Origin of the sequence: Salinibacterium amurskyense, from assembly GCF_002797685.1 — a bacterium.
GTDB lineage: Bacteria > Actinomycetota > Actinomycetes > Actinomycetales > Microbacteriaceae > Rhodoglobus > Rhodoglobus amurskyensis.
In genome coordinates this window covers 620,343-643,497 of record NZ_PGFH01000001.1, presented here as the reverse complement: position 1 = coordinate 643,497, position 23,155 = coordinate 620,343, and the positions used below count along the sequence as shown (strand labels likewise).

General features: G+C 64.0%; 23 protein-coding genes. 6 read left to right on the top strand and 17 right to left on the bottom strand.

Going from position 1 to position 23,155, the window contains the following annotated elements; all coding sequences use genetic code 11:
- Positions 1 to 3: 3 nt before the first annotated feature.
- From CLV85_RS02930 to CLV85_RS02910, 5 genes are read left to right on the top strand one after another with little or no spacing between them, the layout of a single operon-like run.
- Positions 4 to 993, top strand: coding sequence for an ABC transporter permease (locus tag CLV85_RS02930; RefSeq protein ID WP_100388100.1), 990 nt, complete (start codon positions 4 to 6; stop codon positions 991 to 993).
- The gene (locus CLV85_RS02925; protein ID WP_100388099.1) at positions 990 to 1,847 is read left to right on the top strand and encodes an ABC transporter permease; all 858 of its coding nucleotides are present in this window, start codon (positions 990 to 992) and stop codon (positions 1,845 to 1,847) included. Before CLV85_RS02930 ends, CLV85_RS02925 begins: the two co-directional genes overlap by 4 nt.
- Complete coding sequence (locus CLV85_RS02920; protein WP_229820364.1) at positions 1,844 to 3,481, top strand: ATP-binding cassette domain-containing protein; 1,638 nt, start codon at positions 1,844 to 1,846, stop codon at positions 3,479 to 3,481. Before CLV85_RS02925 ends, CLV85_RS02920 begins: the two co-directional genes overlap by 4 nt.
- Positions 3,482 to 3,522: 41 nt before the next feature.
- Positions 3,523 to 4,683 carry a peptidase C39 family protein gene (locus tag CLV85_RS02915; protein WP_229820365.1) on the top strand — a complete coding sequence of 387 codons (1,161 nt, stop codon included), beginning with the start codon at positions 3,523 to 3,525 and terminating at the stop codon, positions 4,681 to 4,683.
- Positions 4,684 to 4,717: 34 nt separating this feature from the next.
- Positions 4,718 to 5,674, top strand: a complete 957-nt coding sequence (locus tag CLV85_RS02910) for a pirin family protein (RefSeq protein WP_100388098.1) — start codon at positions 4,718 to 4,720, stop codon at positions 5,672 to 5,674.
- Between the two features lie 18 nt (positions 5,675 to 5,692).
- Here CLV85_RS02910 and CLV85_RS02905 read toward each other — a convergent pair whose 3' ends face one another.
- The 5 genes from CLV85_RS02905 to CLV85_RS02885 form a co-directional block, all read right to left on the bottom strand.
- Positions 5,693 to 7,903 carry an alpha-galactosidase gene (locus tag CLV85_RS02905; protein WP_100388097.1) on the bottom strand — a complete coding sequence of 737 codons (2,211 nt, stop codon included), beginning with the start codon at positions 7,901 to 7,903 and terminating at the stop codon, positions 5,693 to 5,695.
- On the bottom strand, positions 7,887 to 9,221 hold the full coding sequence (locus CLV85_RS02900; RefSeq protein WP_100388096.1) for an ABC transporter substrate-binding protein: 1,335 nt from the start codon (positions 9,219 to 9,221) through the stop codon (positions 7,887 to 7,889). The genes CLV85_RS02905 and CLV85_RS02900 overlap by 17 nt, the downstream gene beginning before the upstream one ends.
- 72 nt (positions 9,222 to 9,293) lie before the next feature.
- The gene (locus tag CLV85_RS02895) at positions 9,294 to 10,172 is read right to left on the bottom strand and encodes a carbohydrate ABC transporter permease (RefSeq protein ID WP_205030312.1); all 879 of its coding nucleotides are present in this window, start codon (positions 10,170 to 10,172) and stop codon (positions 9,294 to 9,296) included.
- On the bottom strand, positions 10,172 to 11,104 hold the full coding sequence (locus CLV85_RS02890) for a carbohydrate ABC transporter permease (RefSeq protein WP_100388095.1): 933 nt from the start codon (positions 11,102 to 11,104) through the stop codon (positions 10,172 to 10,174). Before CLV85_RS02890 ends, CLV85_RS02895 begins: the two co-directional genes overlap by 1 nt.
- The gene (locus CLV85_RS02885; protein WP_100388094.1) at positions 11,101 to 13,140 is read right to left on the bottom strand and encodes a beta-galactosidase; all 2,040 of its coding nucleotides are present in this window, start codon (positions 13,138 to 13,140) and stop codon (positions 11,101 to 11,103) included. The genes CLV85_RS02890 and CLV85_RS02885 overlap by 4 nt, the downstream gene beginning before the upstream one ends.
- Before the next feature lie 233 nt (positions 13,141 to 13,373).
- Here CLV85_RS02885 and CLV85_RS02880 point away from each other — a divergent pair, with 233 nt between their 5' ends.
- Positions 13,374 to 14,396 (top strand): LacI family DNA-binding transcriptional regulator, encoded by a 1,023-nt coding sequence (locus CLV85_RS02880; protein WP_100388093.1) that lies wholly within the window; start codon positions 13,374 to 13,376, stop codon positions 14,394 to 14,396.
- On the opposite strand, the gene CLV85_RS13400 is transcribed toward CLV85_RS02880, so the two are convergent.
- The 12 genes from CLV85_RS13400 to folE form a co-directional block, all read right to left on the bottom strand.
- Complete coding sequence (locus tag CLV85_RS13400; protein ID WP_169925791.1) at positions 14,393 to 14,569, bottom strand: hypothetical protein; 177 nt, start codon at positions 14,567 to 14,569, stop codon at positions 14,393 to 14,395. The two genes, CLV85_RS02880 and CLV85_RS13400, sit on opposite strands and share 4 nt — an antisense overlap.
- A 98-nt stretch (positions 14,570 to 14,667) precedes the next feature.
- Positions 14,668 to 14,844 carry a hypothetical protein gene (locus CLV85_RS13315; RefSeq protein ID WP_157847472.1) on the bottom strand — a complete coding sequence of 59 codons (177 nt, stop codon included), beginning with the start codon at positions 14,842 to 14,844 and terminating at the stop codon, positions 14,668 to 14,670.
- An 8-nt stretch (positions 14,845 to 14,852) separates the two neighbouring features.
- Positions 14,853 to 16,352 (bottom strand): lysine--tRNA ligase, encoded by a 1,500-nt coding sequence (gene lysS, locus CLV85_RS02875; protein WP_100388092.1) that lies wholly within the window; start codon positions 16,350 to 16,352, stop codon positions 14,853 to 14,855.
- Between the two features lie 58 nt (positions 16,353 to 16,410).
- Positions 16,411 to 17,274 (bottom strand): pantoate--beta-alanine ligase, encoded by an 864-nt coding sequence (panC, locus tag CLV85_RS02870; protein ID WP_100388091.1) that lies wholly within the window; start codon positions 17,272 to 17,274, stop codon positions 16,411 to 16,413.
- Entirely contained in the window at positions 17,271 to 18,020 is a 750-nt protein-coding gene (locus CLV85_RS02865; RefSeq protein ID WP_100388090.1) for a Rossmann-like and DUF2520 domain-containing protein, read from the bottom strand. Before CLV85_RS02865 ends, panC begins: the two co-directional genes overlap by 4 nt.
- Entirely contained in the window at positions 18,020 to 19,843 is a 1,824-nt protein-coding gene (locus tag CLV85_RS02860; RefSeq protein WP_100388089.1) for a PH domain-containing protein, read from the bottom strand. The genes CLV85_RS02865 and CLV85_RS02860 overlap by 1 nt, the downstream gene beginning before the upstream one ends.
- Entirely contained in the window at positions 19,840 to 20,325 is a 486-nt protein-coding gene (locus CLV85_RS02855) for a PH domain-containing protein (RefSeq protein WP_100388088.1), read from the bottom strand. Before CLV85_RS02855 ends, CLV85_RS02860 begins: the two co-directional genes overlap by 4 nt.
- Entirely contained in the window at positions 20,322 to 20,780 is a 459-nt protein-coding gene (locus CLV85_RS02850) for a DUF3180 domain-containing protein (protein ID WP_244899822.1), read from the bottom strand. The genes CLV85_RS02855 and CLV85_RS02850 overlap by 4 nt, the downstream gene beginning before the upstream one ends.
- Before the next feature lie 23 nt (positions 20,781 to 20,803).
- Positions 20,804 to 21,334 (bottom strand): 2-amino-4-hydroxy-6-hydroxymethyldihydropteridine diphosphokinase, encoded by a 531-nt coding sequence (gene folK, locus CLV85_RS02845; protein ID WP_100388086.1) that lies wholly within the window; start codon positions 21,332 to 21,334, stop codon positions 20,804 to 20,806.
- A complete protein-coding gene (folB, locus tag CLV85_RS02840; protein ID WP_100388085.1) occupies positions 21,331 to 21,750 on the bottom strand; it encodes a dihydroneopterin aldolase in 420 nt (139 codons plus the stop codon). The genes folK and folB overlap by 4 nt, the downstream gene beginning before the upstream one ends.
- Positions 21,747 to 22,538 (bottom strand): dihydropteroate synthase, encoded by a 792-nt coding sequence (folP, locus tag CLV85_RS02835; protein WP_100389243.1) that lies wholly within the window; start codon positions 22,536 to 22,538, stop codon positions 21,747 to 21,749. The genes folB and folP overlap by 4 nt, the downstream gene beginning before the upstream one ends.
- A gap of 28 nt (positions 22,539 to 22,566) precedes the next feature.
- The gene (folE, locus tag CLV85_RS02830) at positions 22,567 to 23,151 is read right to left on the bottom strand and encodes a GTP cyclohydrolase I FolE (RefSeq protein WP_100388084.1); all 585 of its coding nucleotides are present in this window, start codon (positions 23,149 to 23,151) and stop codon (positions 22,567 to 22,569) included.
- Positions 23,152 to 23,155 lie beyond the last annotated feature (4 nt).

Below are 23,155 nucleotides of genomic sequence, written 5' to 3'. Positions count from 1 at the left end.
TCAGTGACCACTTCCCCGATTGCACGCGCATCACGAGCTCGGCCCCTGGGCCGCATGCTCGTGGTGCGCGTGCTCGGCACCCTCGGAATTCTGTTGGTGCTCTCCATCATCGTGTTCTCGATGCTGCATCTCGCCCCCGGCGATATCGTCAAGAACCTGCTCGGCAACCGGCCATCCTCTCCTGAAGCGGTGGCCGCCATCCGGGCTCAATACAACCTCGATCAGCCGCTCTACATGCAGTACCTGATCTGGTTGGGTAACGCCCTCACGGGAGACTTCGGGCAGTCCATTCGACTGCAAGACTCGGTCTCCAACGTGATCGGCGCACGTCTCGGAATCACCGCTGCTCTCAGCGGACTCGCCTTCGTGCTCGCGCTCGTCGTCGCGATCCCCCTCGGCGTGCAGAGCGCCGTTCGTTCGGGAAGCTGGATCGACCGCTTCGCAACCGGTGTCGGAATCGTCGGCCTCAGCGCCCCCACCTTCGCCGTCGGCCTCCTCCTGCTCTATGTCTTCGCGTTCTACCTGCCGATCTTTCCTGTCTATGGATCGGGCGACGGTGGCCTCGACACCCTCTGGCACCTCGTGCTGCCGGCCATCACTCTGGCCTTGGGGCTTGGCGCGATCATTCTCAAGCTCACCCGCACCGCCATGCTGCGTGAACTCGACAGTGACTATGTGACCTTTGGTCGCGCGCGGGGCCTGCCCGACCGCCAAGTGCATATGATCGCCCTGCGCAACGCCGCCATCCCGATCGTTACTGGCGCCAGCCTCGTACTGACCTTCTTGGTCGGCGGCACCGTGCTCGCCGAAACCACGTTCGCGCTGCCCGGACTCGGCACCCTGCTGCAAGGTTCCGTGCTGTTCAAAGACATCGCCGTCGTGCAAGCGCTCACCCTGCTGGTGGCCGTGACGATCGCAACCATCGCACTGTTGGCCGACCTCGCCTACATTTTCCTCGACCCCCGCATCCGCGCTAAGGAGGGTGCACAGTGAGCAGCACCGAAGCTATCGTCTTAGCTAAAACACCCCGGTCGCGTCGCCGTCACCCGGTCGCCGTCTGGGTCTCCATCGCCCTGCTGGGTCTCGTGACGTTCTTGGCCATCTTCGGCAACCTCATCGCTCCGGATGCCACCGCCCAGTCGATTCTCGATTCCTTGCTGCCTCCGGGCAGCCCCGGTCACCTTCTCGGCACCGACGAACTCGGCCGTGACGTGCTCGCGCTGACGATCGCGGGAGCATCATCCGCCCTCGTGGGCCCGGTGTGTGTTGCTCTCGGGTCGATGCTGCTCGGCATTCTGCTCGGCACGGTGTCGGGCTACCTTCGTGGGCCTATCGACTTCATCATTGGCCGCTGGACCGACCTGCTGTTCTCGCTGCCGCTGCTGCTGGCCGCGATCGTGGTCGCGGGCGTTTTCGGAGCTGGCTACTGGATGACCGTACTGCTGTTGATCTTGCTGTTCTCGCCCTCGGACATCCGCATTGTGCGCGCCGGGGTTATGGAGCAGGCCGCGCGGCCGTTCGTGGAGGCAGCCCAAATGCTGTCGCTCTCCAAGACCCGCATCATGTTCACGCAGGTGTTGCCGAACGTCTCGTCGCTCATCATCACCAACTCGATGCTCAATGTGGCCTTCGCCCTCGTGGCGTTCTCGTCGCTGTCGTTCTTGGGCGTCGGCGTTGCCCCGGGCACGGCCGATTGGGGACGCCAACTCACCGACGGTCGCGCGATCATGATCGACAACCCCGCTGCTGTTCTCATTCCGGCTCTGCTCATCATCGGCGTCGCCTCCGCGGCGAACCTCGTCGGTGACTGGCTCGGCCAAATCTTGACCCGAACGGGACGCTCATGACCCAGCTCAACGCCGCGAATACTCCCGCCGCGGGCGCCCACCCGGACACCCCGGCGGCCGCGCAAGTGACGGTTACCGGCCTCACCGTCGATGGCCCCGCCGGCGTTGTCGTCAAGCCATTCGATTTCTCCATCGCGCCGGGCGAAACCCTCGCGCTCATCGGCGAATCGGGCTCCGGTAAGACGCTCTCAGCCAAAGCCATCGCCGGGCTGTTGCCGGCCGGCTTCACCGCGCGCGGCACCATCGAGCTTGCGAGCGCAACGATCGAACTGCCCGCTACGGATGCTGTCTGGCGGGCCACCCGCGGTCGCCGCATCTCGTTGCTGCTGCAAGACCCCTTCACGAGCTTGAGTCCCGTGCACCGCTGCGGAACCCAAATCGCGATGACAATTCAGGCCGCGAGCGCCACCCGCCTCAGCAAGGCCGAGTGCACCGAACTGGTGACTCAGCGTCTGGCCGAAGTGAACCTGCCCGCGGAAGTCGCGCGCGCCTACCCGCACGAACTCTCCGGCGGAATGCGTCAACGGGTTGCTATCGCGGCGGCCCTCGCCACGGACCCCGAACTGCTCATTGCTGACGAGCCGACTACGGCTCTCGATGCGAGCAACCAGGGCGAGATTCTCGACCTCCTTCGGGGCCTGCAAGAGAAGCGCGGCATGGCGGCCCTGCTCATCTCGCACGACCTCGGCATGGTGCGCGGGCGAGCCGAACACGTGCTCGTGATGCGCCACGGCGAGATCGTGGAGCGCGGTGTCACGAGCTCCGTGCTCAATGCGCCAAGCCACCCCTACACTCGGGCGCTGATCGAAGCCGACCCCTCGCTCACTGACCGCTCCGCCGGGGTCGTGCGTGCGGCATCCGGGGCTGGTGCGGGCGGCGACGCGGCGACCGGCGTTGGCGACCTTGTTGTCGCGACCGACGTCACGAAGAGCTTCGGCGACAAGACCGTATTGCACGGCGTGAGCGTCACGGTAGGCCGCGGCGAAACCGTCGGCATCGTCGGCGAGAGCGGCTCGGGCAAGACCACGATCGCGCGCTGCATCGCCGGGCTCGAGCACGAGTCAAGTGGTGTTATCGCTTTCCACGGCGTTGCGCTTGCTCCCGGGCGAGCTTCGCGCACGCCCAAGCAGATGCAAATCGTGTTCCAAGATCCGTACTCCTCGCTCAACCCGATGATCAGCGTCGGGCGGTCGCTGAAGTTAGCGCTGCGGGTCGCGGGCCGTCCGGCATCCGACTTGAACGGCCTGTTGCAACTCGTGGAGTTGCCGCTCGAGTTTGCCCGCAAACGACCGGCTGAGCTCTCGGGTGGTCAGCGTCAGCGCGTGGCCATCGCGCGCGCTCTCGCCGTGCAGCCCGAGCTGCTGATCTGCGACGAATCGGTATCGGCGCTCGATGTGTCGGTGCAGAAGCAGATTCTCGATCTGCTCGCCAAGCTGCGCGTCGAACTCGGACTCTCGATCCTCTTCATCTCGCACGACCTTGCCGTGGTGCGCCAGCTCGCCGACCGCGTCTACGTGCTGCGTCACGGCGACGTTGTCGAGTCTGGCCTGTGCCACGACGTACTCACCGCCCCGACTCATCCCTACACTCAGGCGCTCGTTGCGGCGTCGATTCACGAAGCACCCACTCACTGAGCTCGGCGCCACAAGCGCCCGACTCGCCCCGAAAGGACCCCGTGGACACCTCCACTCCTGCTGACTCTGCCGCCCCGAACACGACCGACGCTGCCGTGAGTACTGTCGTTGATGCTCTCGTTGGCGCAACCGTCGGCACTGCTCCCGTTCAGCTCTCGCCCGCCGAGCTTCCCGCGCACCTCATCGAGGCTCTCGGCACCGAGCGTGCCGCTCAATGGCAGCGCGATCGCGAGCCGTATAACCCTCGGGTGTGGATGCTCGACTCCCCCACCGGCAACGCCGCTGCCCTCACCTCGGGTCGCCCGAATACGCGCTACACGAAGCTTGTTGATCTCTGGGCCGACAGCGATGCTGCCGCCCAGAGTCTTCTCGGCGAACTGATCGCGGCTTCCGCGGAGCGTGGCGAGGCCGCCCTCAAGTGGCAGCTTCCGCTCGACGCTGAGCTCCCCGCCTTCGCCGCCGACCTCGGCTTCACCGAGCTGCGCACCCCCATCTCTTCGGCGGATGGCACTCAGGGCGTTCGCGGCTTCGTGCTGTGGCACGGAGGCTGGCCGCACGAGCAGTTGCGCTACTACGGCCAGACCACGCTCTTCACGTGTGGTGCGGTTGCCGCCATGACGGCTCTCAGCCACCTTGGCCTAGAGCCTTTCGCCGACACCGAAGATGAGGATGCCCGCGAGCGCGAACTCGCTTTCTGGCGCTCCGCCACCAACTTCCCCGCCTGCGAGCCCCTCGGTCTCGCCGTCGCTGTTCACGACGTGATCGCGCAGTCGGCCTCCGCCATCAGTCTTGAACTGCATCTCGACACGACCGAGCCGACGCTCCTCGAAACCTACGAGGGCGAAGAGCGCGCGTTCCGCGAGCAGCTGCAGGAGCAGTCTCGGGCCGAAGCGGCGAGCCGCGGCATCCAGCAGCACACGGCCCCGCTGTCGATTCAGCAGATCACCGAACGCGTGGCCGGTGGCGAACTCGCGATCCTCTTGATCGAAGAAGAACCCATGCACGATGCCTCGACGCCGCACTGGGTCGTGGCGCACTCGGTGAAGGGCGACACCGTTCTGCTCAACGATCCGTGGATCACGGCCGAGCAAGGCGAGACGTGGGTCGACTCCCACGATCTACCCGTCTCGATCGCGGTGCTCGACCGGATGGTGGCGTTCGGTGATCCCACTTATCGCGGGGTCATTTTTGTGGCACGCTAGCACTCAGCGTCACGACATGAGGTGAGGAGCCGCCGTGAGTAACACTGAGAAGAACCCCGCCGAAGTGCTGTGCGAAACGCAGCAGGGCGCTGGTGTGCAGTTACTTACTCCGCGCGAGGTTCCGCTCGGTGGTCCCCGTGCGATGAACGTGCGGCGTACTCTGCCGCAGCGTTCCCGCTCGCTCATCGGCGGGTGGTGTTTCGTCGACCACTACGGACCGGAGACGACGCGGATGCACGTGCCCCCGCATCCGCATACCGGTCTGCAAACCGTCAGTTGGCTCTTCGCTGGCGACATCGAGCACCGCGATAGCGTCGGCAGTCTCGCGACCGTGCGGCCCGGAGAGTTGAATCTCATGACGGCCGGTCGCGGAATCTCGCACTCGGAGGTCTCCCCCGCCGAGCCGACGATGCTGCACGGCGCGCAACTGTGGGTCGCCCTGCCGAACGCCCACCGCGATACGACTCCCGCGTTTGAGAACTATGTTCCGACGCCGTTCGAGCATCAGGGCGCGACGGTGAGCGTCTTCATCGGTGAACTCGCCGGCGTCTCGTCGCCAGCGCGAGTGTTCTCACCTCTCCTTGGCGCGCAGCTTGACGTGCCCGCCGGCACCAGCATCACGCTCGCTCTCAAAGCCAGCTTCGAACACGGCGTACTCGTGGATGCCGGCGACGTAACCATCGCGAACGTCGCGACCCCCACCGATCACCTGGCGTATCTCGCTCCCGGCCTCACCGAACTGACTATCACGGCGACGACGGATGCCCGGCTCCTGCTCCTCGGCGGCGAACCGCTCGGCGAAGCCATCGTCATGTGGTGGAACTTCATCGGGCGCAGTCACGACGAGATCGTGAAGTTCCGCGCGCAATGGCAGGCCGACGTGATTGAGGGCGGCAACCCCGTTGGACGCTTCGGCACCGTGGCCAACTTTGACGGGCATCCGTTGCCCGCCCCAGAATTACCGACGATCAGGCTGAAGCCGCGGTTGTGAACCGCCGCTAGACCGCCGCTAGACCGCCGTCACTCGCAGCACGAGCGCTTCGTCGGGATGAAGAATGGGCAGCTGAAGCCCGACCGACCCGAGCACCGCACCCGACAACACAACAGTGCCGTCGAGCCACCAAGCTGGCGCAGTGCCCGGGTAGGTTGCCGCTGCCGCACCCACATCTACGGGGCTGATGCGGTATTCGCGGTGCGGGTCAAGCCCGGGCAAACGCCGGGACGTCGGAACAGCATCGGAGGGAGTATCGAGGCACGTCACCCAGAAGACCGCGTCGGCAACGCCGGAAGCATCATCCGCCACAATGCCCGTGACGATGGGTTGAGTGACTTCGAGCTCGCCGCGCACGACGCGACCCGAGTGGATGAGGCCGCGCAGCGAACGGTACGCCGCCGCCCAGACGGGCAGGGCAGCACGCTCGTCAGCGGTCGTTGCCGTGAGATCCCACTCGATACCGGAATGGCCCATGAGGGCGGTCGCGAGCCGGAAGCCGAGAGACAGCGAACGCCCCGACGTGTGCGCAGGCGAAGAGCCAACGTGGGAGCCCAAGTATTCAAAGGGCACGAGCAGGTTGGTCCAGCGCATGATCGAGAAACGGTCGTGAGCATCGTTGGTGTCGGATGGCCACACTCGCTGCACTCGCTCGAGCACTCCGGCATCCACCCTGGCACCGCCCGAGGCACACGACTCAATCTCCACGTGCGGGTACCGCTCGCGCAGCTCATCCATCAGGCGATAGGTGGCCGCGACGTGCCGGTGAACCGAGCCACCAAGCAGGTCGCGATTCATGTCCCACTTCAGGTAGCTGATCGCATACGAGTCGAGCAGCGCACTGATCGCGTCGAGCACGTGCGCGAAAGCAGCAGGGTTGTCGAGGTCGAGCACAAACTGGTTGCGCCACGACTTCGGTAACGGGCGGTCATCGTCACGAAGAATCCACTCCGGATGCTCGCGCGCGAGATCCGAGTCGAGAGACACCATCTCGGGCTCGACCCACAGCCCAAACTGCATCCCGCTGGCGGTCACGCGATCCACGAGTGGAGTCAGCCCCTCGGGCCACGACGGCTCGTCGACGGTCCAGTCGCCGAGAGCCCGCTTGTCGTCGGTGCGGTTTTTCATCCAGCCGTCATCGAGCACGAAGCGTTCGACGCCGGCATCGGCGGCGGCGTCAGCCAGTGCGGCCAGTTGCTCGAAGTTGTGGTCGAAATAGACGGCTTCCCACGTGTTGAGGGTGAGCGGTCGCGGTGTCGACGGGTGCGCGGGCAGGCCACGGAACCAGGCATGGAAACGGTCGCTCAGGCCGTCGAGGCCGGCATCCGACCACGCAGCGAAGGCCCACGGGGTTTCGTACGAATCGCCCGTGGCAAGACGAATCTCGCCGGGCGCAAGAAGCTCAGCGGCTCCGACGGTTGTGACGCCCAAGGCCGAACGGTCAAGCCAGACGCGGGTGTCGCCGCTGGTGCCGAGGTGCATCGCCCAGACCTCACCGTGGCGAAAGCCAAAGCCGGGTGTGCCCGCCACGGTGAGGTAGGAGTCGTCATGACCGCGGCGACCGTGACGCGACTCGCGCAGCCAGGTTCCGTAGTCGATGGCGGAGCGTTGGGGCTGCCGTTCGGCTGCCCAGATTCCGCTGAAGTCGAGTCGCTCACGCGCGACGGGCGCAAGCGGAAGAATGGTGGCCAGCGACGAGAGCTCGAAGGTCTCGGTGGCGGTGTTGGTGAGCTGGGAACGACTGCGCAATACTCCGGCAGCAGTCAGCTCGAAAGTGATCGTGAGGCGCAACACGACAGCGGCATCCGCGTCTGCAACGGCGGCGCCAGACGGGCCCGTAGCGTCGACAAGCACGACGCGAACGACGCGAGGCTCCGGATGCTCGATGCTCTCGGTGCGCAGTGCGGGGCGGCGCACTCGGCCACCGCCTGCATCCGCACCGCTAGCAGCCGCTCGCTGATCGTGGCGCCCCTCTAGCCCGGGCAGGCCGGTCCAGCCCTCGGCGAGCAAGGGAACGATGCTCAGCCGGAAGGGTTCGTCGATGGAACTCGGCCCGAGGGCTCGCTGGCGCGAATCCGCGAGCGCCGCGAGTTGGCCAGAGTTCAGTTCTCCGAGGTCTGCACCCCAGTGCGTGATCGACGGCACGCCCGTGCCGCGAGCATCCAGCACGAAGCTGGTGCCCGCGGCACGGAGGTGAACGATATCGTTCGTGTTATTCGTTGACGGCAATCGCGGCAGCCTTCATGGCGTCGATTGTCTTCTGCTGACCGTCGGTCAAAGCATCCGTGAGGGTGCCTGAACCGGAGATCGCGCCGGAGAATCCATCCGCAACGTCGGTGTACACCTGCGTCATGGTCGGGCCCCACGTGAAGTCAGGGTTAACTTCAGCGCCGGCAGCAGCGAACACGTCGTAGATGTTCTGCCCGCCGAAGAAGTCGAGTCCTTCGGAGAAGGCCGGCAGGTCGCCACCGGTCTTCGTTGCGGGGTAGATGTTCGCCGTCTTGTTCATGCTGGCGAGTGCCTCCGGGTCAGTGTTCAACCAGAGTGCGAACTGTGCAGCTTCGTAGGGGTGTTCGCTTCCCTTGAGAACTGCCGTTCCTGATCCGCCCCAGTTACCTGCTGCGGAGTCGCCTTCGTTCCACTGCGGCATCGGAGCTACAGCCCAGTTGCCAGCGGTGTCGGGTGCGCCACTCATGATCGAGTTTGCACCCCATACTGCGGAGACCCAGGTCCAGACGTCGCCCGAGTTGTAGCCGTTGTTCCACTCGTCGGTCCAGGCCGGGAGGGTCGCGACGAGGTCATCGTCGAGGAGTCCCTGCCAGTAGTCAGCGACCATGATCGATTCGGGCGAGTCGAGCGTGACGTTCCACGCTTCTCCGTCGTTTTCGAACCACTGGCCGTCTGCCTGCCATACGAGGCCGGCGAAGGCGTTGATGTCGCTCTGCGAGAAGTTGGTGATGTAGCCACCCTCTTCGCGAATCGTCTTCGCTGCCTCAGCGTATTCGTCCCACGTCGTCGGGATGGGGATGCCAGCCTTTTCGAACAGGTCAGCACGGTAGAACAGTGCTTCGGGGCCGGTGTCCTGAGGGATCGCGTAAACAGCGTCTTCTTCACCGAACGTAACCTGGCTCCAGGTCCAGTCAATGAACTGGTCCTGAGCGTCCATTACTCCGGCACAGTCAGCGATGTTTACAACGCCGTCCTGAACGCGGAAGTTGGGTAGGGCGTCGTATTCAATGTGGCCGAGGTCGGGCGCGTTGCCGGCTTCGATCTGGTTGAAGAAGTTCTTGTACGTTCCACCAAGACCATTAGGACCGGTCTGAACCTTGACCTGGATGTCGGGGTTCTTTTCGTTCCAGATTGCGGCGGCGTCTTCCATGCCGGGCAACCAGGTCGTGAAGTCGAGCGTTACGGGACCTTCTGACGGGGTGCACGCGTCAGCGGCATCGGTGCCGCCATCTGTGCCGGCTCCGGTTGAGCATGCTGAGAGTGCGAGCGCGGAGACGAGCACCAATGCTCCTCCAGCGCGAGCTATGCGATTAGCCATGCGATTACCTTCCTTGATTGTGATTGTGGTGCGGGGTTTCCCTCGGGGCAAGCCGAGTGGTCGAGGGGGCGACTATTTGAGTGCGCCCGTTCCCAGCCCGCTGCGCCAGAAGCGCTGCAAGCTGAGGAAAGCGATGATGAGCGGGATGATCGAGAGCAGTGCGCCGATGATCACGTAGGCCCGAATCTCGGGGATCTGGTTGACCTGGCTATTCCAGATGTACAGACCGAGGGTCACGGGGAACAGCTTTTCGTCGCGCAGCATGATGAGCGGGAGGAAGAAGTTGTTCCAGATCGTGACGAACTGGAACAGGAAAATCGTGACCATCGCTGGCGTCATGAGTCGAGTGGCAACCGTGAAGAAGGTACGCACCTCGCCTGAGCCATCGATGCGGGCAGCTTCAACAAGCTCGTCCGGCACACTCGAGGTCGCGTAAATGCGGGCGAGGTAGACACCGAACGGGCTCACGATGCTCGGCAGGAACACCGACCAGAAAGTGTTCGTTGCCCCTACTTGGCTGAAGACCAAGAAGAGCGGAAGAGCGAGAGCTGTTGCCGGCACCAGCACGCCACCGAGCACAACGTTGAAGAGAGTTTCACGACCGCGGAAGTCGTACTTCGCTAGTGCGTATCCCATCATCGTGGCGAACAGCGTTGCGACTGCGGCACCGGCGCCCGCATAGAGAATGCTGTTGAGCATCCACTGAAAGAACAGACCATCGCGGTAGTTCGCCAGGTTGACGATGTTTTCGACGAGGTTGAAATCGGCGAACCAGAGCGGTGCGCTCGTGGTGAAGTCGGCGCGATCTTTCGTTGCGGCGACGAAGAGCCACCAGATCGGCACCAAGAAGTAGAAGGTGCAGATGGCCATGACGAGCATGGCGCCCGCGCGGGAGAACAGGCTTTCGCGAGGGCCGTGGTTTTTCTTGACGCGAGTTGTCGTGGCACTCATCAGTCAGCCTTTCGCTGGGTGAACTTGAGCACGGTGAACGAGAGCGCGAAGGTGAAGAGCGCGAGCACGACCGAGAAGGCTGCGGCAAGGTTCACGTTGGGCACCGACGCTGTCGAGTAGATGAGCAAGTTCGGGGTGAACGTGCTGGTTACGGCCGAGGTGAAGCTCTTGAAGACTTGAGGTTCGGCGAGCAGCTGCAGCGTTCCGATGATCGAGAAGATGGCGGTGAGCGTGATCGCGGGGGTGATCAACGGAATCTTGATCGACCAGGCGATGCGAGCCTGCGACGCACCATCGAGGCGAGCGGCTTCGTAGATTTCACTGGGGATCGCGAGCAGCGCCGAGTAGATGATGATCATGTTGTAGCCCACGAACACCCACGTCACGACGTTGGCGATGGCCCACAGCACGAGGTCGGCACCGAGGAAGTTGATCTCGCTCGTGATCGCGGTGAACGGTGAGAGCTTGGGCGAGTAGAGGAAGCCCCACATGACCGCCGCGATAACACCGGGAACCGCATACGGTGCGAAGAACGCGAGGCGGAAGAAACGCTTGCCCTTGACGAGCGGCGAATCCAACAGCAGCGCCAACAGCAAAGCGAGGCCGAGCATGATCGGCACCTGCACAACACCGAAGCTCAAAACGCGAAGAATGGATGACCAGAAAGCGTCGTCTTGGAACACTCGCGCGTACTGCACGAAGCCACCAAACACCTCCGTGGGCTTACCGAAAGTTCCTTCGCGTTCGACCGTCAGCATCGACTGATAGATCGCCACCAGAATCGGCACGATGTAGAACAGGGCGAACAGTATCGAGAACGGGGCGATAAAGAACAGCACCGCTCCACGGTTCTTCGTGGCCTTAGTCGCACGGCGAACCTTCTTCGTCACCGCCTTGGTGGGGGTACCGGGCTTGGCAATGTCTGTAGTCATCGCGTTGCTCCTTCTTCGACAGTCAGGCGGATGACGCGAACGCCACCAGCGGGAACAGTCACCGAACCTGTGACCGTAGTTTCCGTCAACAATTCTGCGCCGTCGGCGGGGAAAGAAATTTCATGCGCGCTGTGGTTGATCACAAAGCGGAAGCGATCCGTGTCGTTCGATCGCGTGACGACCTCGACGCCCTCGGGCAGCTCGATCGCTTCGACGCCAGCCTCGTTGAGCGCGCGGCCCATCAGGTCGGCAAAACTCGGGGAGTCGAGCGCGGTAGCCACGTACCACGCCGTTCCCGAACCGAAGCGGTTGCGGGTGACGGCCGGGCCACCAGGCATGGGGCCGGTTGCGAACTCGGCTACGACATCCGCTGTGGTGGGGCGGACGTGCTCGGCCCAGATGCTGGCCTGGCCACCGTCGTTGAGCATAATGCGGGCATCAGGCTTCACGGGCAGGAACTGTTCGGTCCAGACGCCGAGCATGTCGCTGAACGCACCGGGAGGGGTCTCGCCGGTTGAGTCGAGGCGGATGCCGTCTGTCTCGTCGACAATGCCGGAGAAGAAGGTGACAACCGCGTTGCCACCGCCTGCAACGTAGTCGGCAATGACGGCGGCGCTCGCATCGTCCACGAGGTAGAGGCTAGGAACGATGACGAGTTTGTAGTCGTCGAGTGCAGCACCGGGAGCGACAATGTCGACCGTCACACCATTCGCGCTGGCGGCGTTGTAGGCGGCGTGCACCTGTTCGAGGTAGCGCACGGCTGAAGACGGCTGTGAGTCGCCTTCGGCAGCCCACCACGATTCCCAGCTGAAGACGAGAGCGACGGACGCCTCGACCCGGGTGCCCGCGAGAGGCTCGAGGGAGTGGAGTTTCACACCCAGGTCGAGGGTCTCTCGCCACACAGCAGTGTCAGTACCGGCGTGAGGAAGCAGGGCCGAATGGAACTTCTCGGCACCCTGTCGCGACGCACGCCACTGGAAGAAGCAGATTGTGTCCGCTCCCCGAGCCACGTGGGTCAACGTGTTGCGAAGCATTTCGCCCGGCTGCTTGGCCAGGTTGTGGGGCTGCCAGCTCACTGCGCTGCTGGCCTGCTCCATGAGCATCCACGGTGAACCCTGCGCGAGACCGCGCGTGAAGTCGGCTGCGAATGACAGTTCTTTGCTCGGATGCGGCAGCCTGTGATCGAGGTAGTGATCGTTGGCAATGACATCCATATCGCTCGCCCACTGCCAATAGTTCTGGCTGCGAATGTGGGCGGTGACCATGAAGTTCGTCGTGACCGGGATCGGGCTCACTTCGCGCAGCAGGGCTGCTTCGGCGCGGTAGTAGTCGAGCAACTCGTCAGAGCTGAACCGGTTGAAGTCGAGGCGCTGTGCCGGGTTGGCCGAGGAGAGCGTGGCGCGGGGAGGCAGAATTTCGTTCCACTCGCTGTAGCGCTGGCTCCAGAACGTGGTGCCCCACGCGGCGTTGAGAGCGTCGACCGTGCCGTAGCGCGCTTCGAGCCAGTCGCGGAAGGCGGCAGCAGAGGTGTCGCAGTAGCAGTGCGCGTTGTGGCATCCGAGTTCGTTCGAAACGTGCCACATCGCGAGGGCAGGGTGGCCGCTGTAGCGTTCGGCAACCTTTGCGACGAGACCGAGGGCAGCAGTGCGGAACTCGGGAGAGCTCGGGCACCATGCTTGGCGGCCACCTTGCCAGCGGCGGGTGCCGTCGGCTGCGGTAGGCAGAATGTCGGGATGGGCGGTGGTGAGCCACGCGGGCGGCGATGACGTGCCGGTGCCGAGGTTCACACGGATGCCGGCAGAGTGCAGCAGATCCATGATGGCGTCGAGGCGATCGAAGGCGTACTGCCCCGCTCGCGGCTCGATTTCTGCCCAGCCGAAGATGTTGATGGCCACGAGGGTGACCCCGGCCTCACGCATGAGGGCGACATCCTGCTGCCACACTTCTTCGGACCACTGCTCGGGGTTGTAGTCACAACCCAGCACGAGGGAATCGGGTGACCAGCTCGCGACGCGATCTGCGCGGGGTGTGGTCACGCGTGCCTCCTTTGGCAATGGATGGGCTGACGAGCAGCAGTTCCGCTCACCTGTGTTCGATTTCTGTGAGCGTGCACAGATTTCGTTCGACGAAAACTTGAGTGGTTTTCTGGGAGCGTTCACACACTAAGCGAGCATCGTTCCACGTGTCAAGCATTCGGCGTGTCTGTGAACGTGAACAGTCCCGCGAACATGGGGAAGTGCGAAGCCCGTGGGAGCGCTAACATGGGGTCATGGCAACCTCTGGGGCACGACCGCGCCGCGCGACAATTTTCGATGTCGCCGCCGAAGCCAATGTCTCCCGCGGCACCGTCTCGCGCATGCTCAACGGCGAACCATATGTTTCCGACTCCGCCCGCGAAGCCATCGAGAAGGCCATCGCCAAGGTCGGGTACGTGCGCAACATGGCCGCCCGCAACCTCGCAACACAGCGCTCCAAGGCCATCGCGCTCATCGTGCACGAGCCCCACTCCGTCTTTCTCGAAGACCCCAACATCGGCGCGATTTTGCTCGGCACCAACGAGCGCCTCTCCGAGGCCGACTACCAACTGGTGTGCTTGATTATTGGCTCTGACCGCGACAGTGCGCGCATTGCTGACTACCTCCGCGGCGGCTTCGTTGACGGCGCCGTCATCGTCTCCGCCCGCGAGCACGACCCCATCGCCGATGCGATCACTCACATCGGGCTCCCCGCCGTCTTTGTCGGCCACCCCATGAGCGCCCCCGATATGCCCTACGTCGGCATCGACAACCGCGGGGCCGCCCGCGACATCACTCGCGAACTTCTCGCCACCGGCCGCAAGAAGATCGGCATGATCGCCGCCGCGCTCGACCGCGACTCCGGCAGTGAACGTCTTGCCGGCTTTCGGGATGCCCTAGGCGACCAGTTCGACGAGAACCTGGTCGTCGACTTTCCGCTTTACTCGCGCGACAGCGGCGTTCAGGGCATGAAGGCCCTTCTCGAACGCGCTGGCGATATTGATGGAGTTTTCGCGGCATCCGATGCTTTGGCTGCCGGCGCTATGGACGTGCTGCGTGAGCACGGGCGTTCCGTTCCCGGCGACGTCGGCATCGTGGGCTTTGACGATAGCGATTGGGCGCTGCGTTGCCAGCCGCAGTTATCAACCGTGCGTCAACCGGCTGATCTCTTGGGGCGCGAAGCGGCTTCGATGGTGCTCGAGCTCGTGAATGGCGTGACGCCAGAGACTCGCGGCCGCCTCCTGCCGACCGAGATCAAGCTTCGGGGCTCAGCCTAAAGTTCTGACTTTGCGGCCATCTTGGCGCGCTCTTCGGCCTCGATCTTGGCGTAGCTGCTGCGCTCGGTACGGTCAGAGCGAATGATCGCTGCCATGACGAACCAGAAAATCACGCCAACAGCGATCGTCGGGATGACGGAGAAGATCGCGTTCGACCAGAATTCTTGAGGCACGCTTCTAGCCTAACCGTTGACCAGGGTGACTATGGCGATGAGTACGACAAGTCCCACGAGAGTCACAGTCATGATGAGACGCGATGATTTGCGATCCACTACTGAGCCTTTACTAATACGCCAACGAGGCCGGTAAGCACCATGAAGAGTCCAGCGCCCGCCACGAGCACCCAGAGCGCAATGCGCATGGGGGTGATCGTCGACTTCTTCGGAGACTCAGCCGTATCCGGCGTCTCAGCCGCAGCCGGAGTCTCGTTGGGCACTGGGTCAGTCATTGTCGTGCTTACTTAACCAGCGGGAAGAGGATGGTTTCGCGGATGCCGAGGCCCGTGATGGCCATCAACAAACGGTCGACACCGACACCGATTCCACCGGTAGGGGGCATACCGTGCTCGAGAGCGCGGATGAAGTCTTCGTCGAGGCGCATGGCTTCGACGTCGCCCTGGCTGGCGAGAAGAGCCTGCTCCACGAAGCGTTCGCGCTGAATAACGGGGTCAACGAGCTCGGAGTAGCCGGTAGCCAATTCGAAGCCGCGAACGTAGAGGTCCCACTTTTCAACGACACCTTCGATGGTGCGGTGGTCACGCACGAGCGGACTCGTGTCGACGGGGAAGTCCATGACGAACGTCGGGCGGTCGAGACCCGGCTTGACGTAGTGCTCCCACAGCTCTTCGACGTACTTGCCGTGGGTGGGCTGAGTGACCTCGATGCCGACGGCATCCGCCAGCACCTTCAGCTCGTCAGCGGACGTCTGCGGCGTGACGCTCAGGCCAGCTGCCTCGTTGAGGGAGTCGTACATCGAGATACGCGCCCACTCGCCGCCGAGGTCGTACTCGGTGCCGTCCGAGAGTGTGACGAGCGTCGAGCCGGTGACAGCCACGGCGGAGTTCTGTACGAGCTCCTGCGTGAGGTCGGCCATCTGGTTGTAATCGCCGTAGGCCTGGTACGCCTCGACCATTGCGAACTCGGGCGAGTGCGTGGAGTCAGCACCCTCGTTGCGGAAGTTGCGGTTGATCTCGAAGGCGCGCTCGATGCCACCGACAACGGCACGCTTCAAGAACAGTTCAGGAGCAATGCGCAGGTACAACTCGGTGTCGAAGGCGTTGGAGTGCGTGACGAAGGGGCGAGCGGATGCTCCACCGTGCATCGTCTGCAGCATCGGCGTTTCGACTTCGAGGTAGTCGTGCGCGGCGAACGTGGCGCGCAGGCTGGCGTTGACCTTGGCGCGAGCACGCACCGTGAAGCGGGCCTGGTCGCGAACGATGAGGTCGAGGTAGCGGCTACGAACGCGCTGTTCGTCGCTCAACTCGGAGTGCAGGTTGGGCAGGGGAAGAACGGCCTTGGCGGCAATCTTCCATTCCTTGACCATGACAGAAAGCTCACCGCGGCGGCTGGAGATAACTTCACCGCTCACGAAGAGGTGGTCGCCGAGGTCAACGAGTTCTTTCCAGAGCGCGAGCGACTCGTCGCCCACTTCGCCGAGAGAAACCATGACCTGGATGCGCTGGCCGTCGCCGGACTGCACCGAGGCGAAGCACAGCTTGCCCGTGTTGCGGAGGTGCACGATACGACCCGCGAGACCGACGACATCGCCGGTGGTCTCATCCGCTTCAAGCGACGGGTACTTCTCGCGCACGGCCGGAATGCTCGTGGTGATAGCGACGCCAACCGGGTACGCCTCAGCGCCCGAATCGATGAGTCGCTGACGCTTCTCTAACCGAACGGCTTTTTGCTCAGAAACTTCGGCCTCAGTGGGCTCGGGGGCGTTAGCAGCGTCATTCACGCCCTCAATCGTAGCCGGGATAGCGACGCGCTGTCGCGCCCCGAACTACGGGCGAAAACTAGCCGACGTAGAGGGTCGCGTTGTCGATCAGACGGGTCTCCCCCACGCGAGCAGCGACGAGGGCAACAGCCGGCCCACGGTAGCCATCGGGTACCGGCATGAAGGTATCGGTATCGACGACGGTGAAGTAGTCGAGCTCGACGCCCGACTCCCCCATGAGCGCCCCCTGCGCGGCGGCGATTACGGCGTCAAGGCCACTGTCGGCGGCAGAGGTCGCCGCGTTCAATGCGGTCGACAGAATGGATGCCGCTTCGCGCTGGTGGGCATCCAAGAACTGGTTGCGGCTCGAGAGGGCGAGGCCGTCTTCTTCGCGCACGGTTTCGATGATCTCGAGCTGCACCGGGATGTTGAGGTCGGTGATCATGCGGCGAACGAGAAAGAGCTGCTGCGCATCCTTCTGGCCAAACGTGACGAACTGTGGGCTCGTAATGGCGAGCAGCTTCGCGACAACCGTGAGTACGCCGTCGAAGTGGCCGGGGCGGGTCTTGCCCTCGAACATCGTGCCGATCTGGCCGGCCGAGATCGTGGTGGAGGTCGGCCCCTTCGGGTACATCTCCTCCACACTGGGCGCGAAGACATACGGGACACCCATCTCGCCGAGCATGTCGAGATCTTCATCCATCGTGCGCGGATACTTGTCGAGATCTTCGTTGGCACCGAATTGTGTGGGGTTCACGAAGATCGAAACGATGCGCACATCGGCGAGCTCGGCGGCGCGCTCAACGTGAGCGAGGTGACCCTGGTGAAGAGCGCCCAGCGTGGGCGTCAAAGCGATGGTGCGGCCAGCGGCGCGCTCGTGCGCAACCACATCGCGCATACCCGCGACGGTCTCAATAACTTGCGGGCGGGGGTGTGAACTCACGAGGGGTCCTCCTGTGAATGGGGCCTAGGCTCGGGGTCGAGCAAGGAAACATCGATGCTAGTCGCTGTGGCACGCGCGAGCGCACTCTCAACCGAGGAGCGCAGCAGCGGTCCTAAGACGCGAGAAGGGGCATCCACCCCGACGCTAGCAAGCAAATCTAAGGATTGACCGACGATGGCGGCCGAGAAACTCGTCGCTGTGCTCACCGCTTCGGCCCACGCAGCACGCTCGCTTTCGGCGATGACGATCGGCTCGGCGCCCATCTCGACGACAAGCGCTTGGGCGATCGGCAGCACCGGGGTGGGCGCGCTGACGGCGCAATAGGTTTCGTGCAGGCGGGTGAGGTCGAGGCTCGTTCCCGTAAACACCATGGCCGGATGCACCGCGAGCGGAATCGCCCCGGACGCGAGCGCAGGCGCCAAGGCCTGGTAGCCGAGCCCGGGCGCCGTGTGCAACACGAGTTGCCCCGGCTGCCAGACTCCAGCATCGGCAAGGCCCTGAGCAAATGACTCAATCTCGCCCTCGGGAATCGCCAGAATCACGAGCTCGCTACGCTCCACCAGAGTCGGGATGTCGAGCACCGGCACCTCAGGAAGAATCGCGCTTGCGCGTTCCAAGTTGCGCTCGGAGGATGCCGCGATTCCGACGATGGCATGGCCTGCGCCCGCGAGCGCTGCGCCCAGAATCGGGCCCACTTTGCCCGCGCCGATGATGCCGATTCCGAGCCGGCCTGCTGCCTGAGCCATTACGCGTGGTCCTCCGGGGTTTCGGGGGTTGCCGGGGTTTCGGGGGTTGCCGGGGTTTCGGGGGTTTCGGGGGTTTCGGGGATTGCCGGGGTTTCGGGGGTTGCCGGGGTTTCGGGGATTGCCGCGGGTGCAGCCGCTTCCAGAACTGCAGGAACTTCGGGGGCTGCGGCAGTTGCGGGTGCTGCGGGAGCGGCAGCTTCCGGAGCTAAAGCAATTTCAGGCGCCACGGCAGCACTGCGCCAGCGATGGCTGGTGTCAACGCCGGCAGCGTGCACCGCGGCGTGCGCGACCTCGTCGAAGAAGCGCACAACATCGCCGCGATCTAGCGCACCGATCGTGGCCGAGATCGGGCCAGCGACAGTGTGAATACGCAGTTCTGCGAGGCCCATGCGGCGCAACAACGGACCCTCGTTCATGCTGACGCTCTGCATGCGCGCTTGCGGCACCAGCACGAGCGAACGCCAGATGGCTCCCTTGCGCAGTGCTACGGCATCCGAAATCAGCACGAAGCCGTTGCGGCGCCACGAGAACCAACGCAAGATCGCTGCCCGTTTGGGCGAGGTGACGTAGGCGTCGTCGTGGGCTCCGGCGGCAAGGCCGCATTCGAGCAGCTCGCGCGATTTCTCGTCGGCGAGGCTCGGCAGCACAAGCTGCAGCACGCGGTGCACATCGTTCATGTCGCCGACGGGCAGCAGCGTTGTCTTCGCGGTCGCACCGCTCGAACTCGCCGCCTGCGACGCGGTGTTGATCTTGATTTCCCACCAGCCGGCAGCGCGCCACAACAGCGGTTGCGATACCTCGACCGCGTGAATACGGCCGGGCGGCAGCGTCTCGTTGGTCGTCGACAGCAAGCCATAACCGACTCGGATGCCGTCATCCGTAGAGGCGATCGAGTAACGCAACGAGCGCGTCAGTCGCGATGCCAAATAACCAAAGAGACCGAGAAGGCCAGGCAGCAGCGCGAAGATCCAGCCATACTTGCCGGTGGCAATCACCGTCGTGATGATTCCGATGGCCGCGAGAATGGCGATCACGGTTGCTTCACTGAGCACGAGAGATCCGATGAGCCGCGGGATGCTGATCCGCACGATCGACTCGGGCGGAGCCGCGTTGGGGTCGAGCTCCGGTGCCAGCAACTCGTTCACGCGGGACTCGACGAGCCCTCCGACTCCGGCCGGAGCGGCGGCGGTCGCTGCCGCTGCCTCCGCGGCACGCGTTCCCGAGGCAAGCTGCAGGATGGCAAGGCGCAGGTCATCCGCGCCGGCTGAGCCGAGATAGGCGAGCTCGACGTTCGCGTCTTGACCGGCCACATTCACTTCGAGCTTGGCGGCGCCGAAGAGTCGAGCCAGGAACGGGCGCGAGATGTTGATGCCCTGAATACGGTCGAGACGTCCCCGCCGGTTGGTGCGGAAGACGATGCCGCTGCGCACCTCAACGAGTTCATCGGTGATGCGGAAGGTGTGCATCCGCCACGACAGGTAGAAGCCGCCGACGCTCAGCAGCAAGACGACCAGGACGGCAAGAATCGCGAGAAGAATGAGGCTTGAGTCCGCGAAGCGTTCCAGGAACTCGAACTCTCGGCCGCCCCCGAAAACGCGATCAAGGAAGAAGTCGCGGGCGTTCACGACGATGACACCGATGATCGCCACGAACGCGATACCGCCGCGCAAGAACGGCGTCGCCGGGTGCAGCCGGTGCCACTCGCCATCGGCAAGGCGACGAGCGCTCTCGGGAACGGTCAGCGCCACGGCGGGGGCGGCGGGCTCTGGCGGGAGGACGGGCTCGGCGTCAGCGGCCTCGCCGGGTTCGCGCGGATCGCTCACAGTCCGGCCCTACGGCTTTCCGCCAGGGCGACGAGCGTGTCTCTCAACTCCTCAGCATCCTGCTCGGGCAGGCCAGGAATCACGACTCCGGTGGATGCCGCTGCCGTCACAAACTTGAGTTCGCTGAGGCCGACGGCGCGATCGAGGGGCCCACGGTTGATGTCTACGAGCTGCATGCGCCCGTAAGGCACCGCAACCACGCGGCGGAACATCAGGCCGCGCCGAAAGACGAGGTCATCCTCGCGCAGCATGTAGCCGATGGCGCGAACGCGACGAGGGGTGAGCAGAATGTTGATGAGAAAGATGATGCCGAGCGAGGCAGGGATGGCGGCGAACCAGATGATGCCGCTGACAAAGGCGGGAATCGACGTAGCGATCGCCATGATGATCCCCACAATCAGCAGTCCGCCTACTTCAACGACGGCGTACTTGCGGGAGACTCCGCGCCACTCGGCGTCGGGAAGATCGAGTCGCTCAGTCACGCTGCTCCTTGGGGGTCCATCGGACGCTGCGACGACGGGTCGTCGTCATCAGGCGGGATGGTGCACAAACGTTCAGCGACCAGTCCTGCGATCAGCAAGACTACCGCGCCGCCCGAAACTACGAAGCTTGTGGCCACGGTTCCGCTGCTCGGGGTAATAGTGCGGCTCAGCAGGTAGAACGCGATCGCGAGAGTGGCGCCGCCCAAGAGCGCGCCCGCGAAGCTCGACGCTTTCGCGAGCACCACGACGCGCAGCGCGAAGAACGGATTGACGCGTTCTTTGCGCAGACCGCGCGACGAACGATAAATCGGCACCGCCAACACCACGACAATCACGGCAATGAGAAAGAGCGAAACGGCCAGCGCAATCGACGGCAGCACGATCGGGTTTCCGGATGCCGTGAGCAGCACTTCAAGCAACCAGCCGACGGCCCCGCCCGCGGCCGCAATCGTCACCAGATGCAACGCGGAGGTACGGGCTACCACAGGGGTGCCGCCTCAAACTCAGTGGCGTCGTTCTCGATCGCGCTCAAGCATTCGGCGGCAGCTCCGACTCCGGCGAGGTTCGCGTGCGGGTCGAGTTGCAGCAGCGGCACGAGAACGAAGGCGCGCTCAGCGGCACGCGGATGCGGGATCGTCAGGAGTTCGTCATCCACCTGCAGGTGAGCGAACGAGATGATGTCGATGTCGAGGGTGCGGTCGCCCCAGCGCTCGTCGCGCACGCGACCGTTCTCGGCTTCGATGCGCTGCAGTTCAGTGAGCAGGGCGTGGGGCTCCAGCGCGCTGCGGGCAGACACGACCGCGTTGAGATAGGCCGGGGCCGAGTGGTCGATGCCGGAAAGTTTCAACGCCGGCGTTTGCACGATGCTCGAGGCGGCATCCACGGTCACACCGTCGATGGCGTTAATCGCGTGAACGGCGTCGCGCAGGGTTGTTTCGCGGTCGCCGAGGTTGCTGCCGAGGGCGAGCATTACGGGCAGTTCGACGCGCAGTCGTTGTTGGCGAATCATGAGAGCGGCTGCGGCGCTGCGCTGAAGCCCGCGGTCTGCGCGCGAGCTGCACGGTGGCGCGTGATCGTGACCGACACGTCGGCGAATGGAACGGTGATGGGCGCTTCGGGCTTGTGCAGCGTGATCTTGGTGCTCACCGCGGCCTCGTGCGCGAGTACGACGGCGGCGATGCGCTCGACCACGGTCTCGATGAGGTCAACCGGATTGCTTTCGACGGCGGCAACGATCTCTTCGGCCAGTTCGCCGTAGTGGATGGTGCGGGCCAGGTCATCGGTGCTGGCTGCGGCGGCAAAGTCGAGGTACACGGTCGCGTCAATCACGAAGGTTTGACCGTCGCGACGTTCGTGATCGAAGACGCCGTGGAAGGCGGTGGCGCGCAGACCGGTGAGGGTGATTTCGTCCAGTGCGGGATTCATCGTTTCTTGCCCTTCTGCATGGCGCGATACACGGAGAGTGCGATCTGGGTCGAGGGAACGTCGTGCACACGAACGGCCCACACCCCGGCTTCGGCGGCGACATTGCTAATAACTGCGGTGGCCAAATCTCGGTCAGCGGGCGGCGCATCGGCCGGCAACATCGACGCGAGAAATCTTTTGCGCGAAGCCCCGATGAGTACCGGATGCCCCAGAGACGTCAGCTCGTCGATCCGCCCCAACAGCGCCCAGTTGTGACGCGACTTCTTCGCGAAACCAAGACCAGGGTCGAGCACCACCCGGTTGGGCTTCACTCCCCACACCATCATCTCGGCCAATCGCGCCTTCAGCTCACTGCGCACGTCGGCAACAACGTCGTCGTACTGCGAAAGCTGGTCCATCTCGGTGCTGTGCCCACGCCAGTGCATAGCAATGTAAATTAAGTCTGTTTCGGCGACGACCCGATACATCTCGGGGTCGGCCAACCCGCCTGAGACATCGTTGATGATGGATGCTCCCGCCTTCGCCGCGGCGAGTGCAGTCTCGGCATTCATCGTGTCGATGCTCACGGTTACGCCCTCGGCCGTGAGCGCTTCGATCACCGGGATTACCCGCTGCTGCTCGAGCGCGGGCGACACCCGTTCGGCGCCGGGGCGAGTCGATTCTCCGCCGACATCCACGACATCCGCGCCGTTGTTGCGCAGCTCGATACCGCGCGCGATGGCGGCGTCAACGTGCTCGAACTGTCCGCCGTCGCTAAAGGAATCGGGCGTGACGTTGAGGATGCCCATGATCTGGGGAACGGTCACGCGTGGTGCTCTACGCATCGCGCCCTCGACCGATGAGCGCCATCACTTCGGCGCGCTCGACGGGGTCGCTCAGTGCACCGCGTGAGGCGAGGGTCACGGTGGAGCTTGCCGTTTGGCGTGGGCCGCGGGCCGACACACAACCGTGCATGGCATCCACGACCACGAGCACTCCGCGAGGCGAAAGTCCTTCATCGAAGGCGTCGGCAATCTCTTCGGTTAATCGCTCCTGCAGTTGCGCACGAGCGGCAATCGTTTCGACCACCCGGGCGATGTTGCCGAGCCCGATGATGCGCTCATCCGGAATGTAGGCCACGTGGGCAACGCCCAAAAATGGCAGCAAGTGATGCTCGCACATGGAACGGAACTCGATGTCGCGCAGCAACACGAGTTCGCCGGTTTGGTCTGCCTTGGCGGTGAACTCGATGCTGTCTGACAGATGCGTGAGCGGGTCGATCTCGTTGCCCGCAAAAAACTCTGCGTACGCCGAAGCAACCCGGCGCGGGGTGGCGGTGAGGCCAGCCCGGTTCGGGTCTTCTCCTACGGCAGCCAGAATCTCGGCTACCGCAGCTTCGATGCGTGCGAGGTCGATCGACATGCTG

What these genes read in the sequence shown, in the direction of transcription:
- CLV85_RS02920 (WP_229820364.1), top strand. Translation starts at nt 1,844, where the DNA reads ATGACCCAGCTCAACGCCGCGAATACTCCCGCCGCGGGCGCCCACCCG.
- CLV85_RS02900 (WP_100388096.1), bottom strand. Translation starts at nt 9,221, where the DNA reads ATGGCTAATCGCATAGCTCGCGCTGGAGGAGCATTGGTGCTCGTCTCC.
- CLV85_RS02895 (WP_205030312.1), bottom strand. Translation starts at nt 10,172, where the DNA reads ATGAGTGCCACGACAACTCGCGTCAAGAAAAACCACGGCCCTCGCGAA.
- CLV85_RS02890 (WP_100388095.1), bottom strand. Translation starts at nt 11,104, where the DNA reads ATGACTACAGACATTGCCAAGCCCGGTACCCCCACCAAGGCGGTGACG.
- CLV85_RS02880 (WP_100388093.1), top strand. Translation starts at nt 13,374, where the DNA reads ATGGCAACCTCTGGGGCACGACCGCGCCGCGCGACAATTTTCGATGTC.
- CLV85_RS13315 (WP_157847472.1), bottom strand. Translation starts at nt 14,844, where the DNA reads ATGACTGACCCAGTGCCCAACGAGACTCCGGCTGCGGCTGAGACGCCG.
- CLV85_RS02865 (WP_100388090.1), bottom strand. Translation starts at nt 18,020, where the DNA reads ATGGCTCAGGCAGCAGGCCGGCTCGGAATCGGCATCATCGGCGCGGGC.
- folK (WP_100388086.1), bottom strand. Translation starts at nt 21,334, where the DNA reads ATGATTCGCCAACAACGACTGCGCGTCGAACTGCCCGTAATGCTCGCC.
- folB (WP_100388085.1), bottom strand. Translation starts at nt 21,750, where the DNA reads ATGAATCCCGCACTGGACGAAATCACCCTCACCGGTCTGCGCGCCACC.
- folP (WP_100389243.1), bottom strand. Translation starts at nt 22,538, where the DNA reads ATGGGCATCCTCAACGTCACGCCCGATTCCTTTAGCGACGGCGGACAG.
- folE (WP_100388084.1), bottom strand. Translation starts at nt 23,151, where the DNA reads ATGTCGATCGACCTCGCACGCATCGAAGCTGCGGTAGCCGAGATTCTG.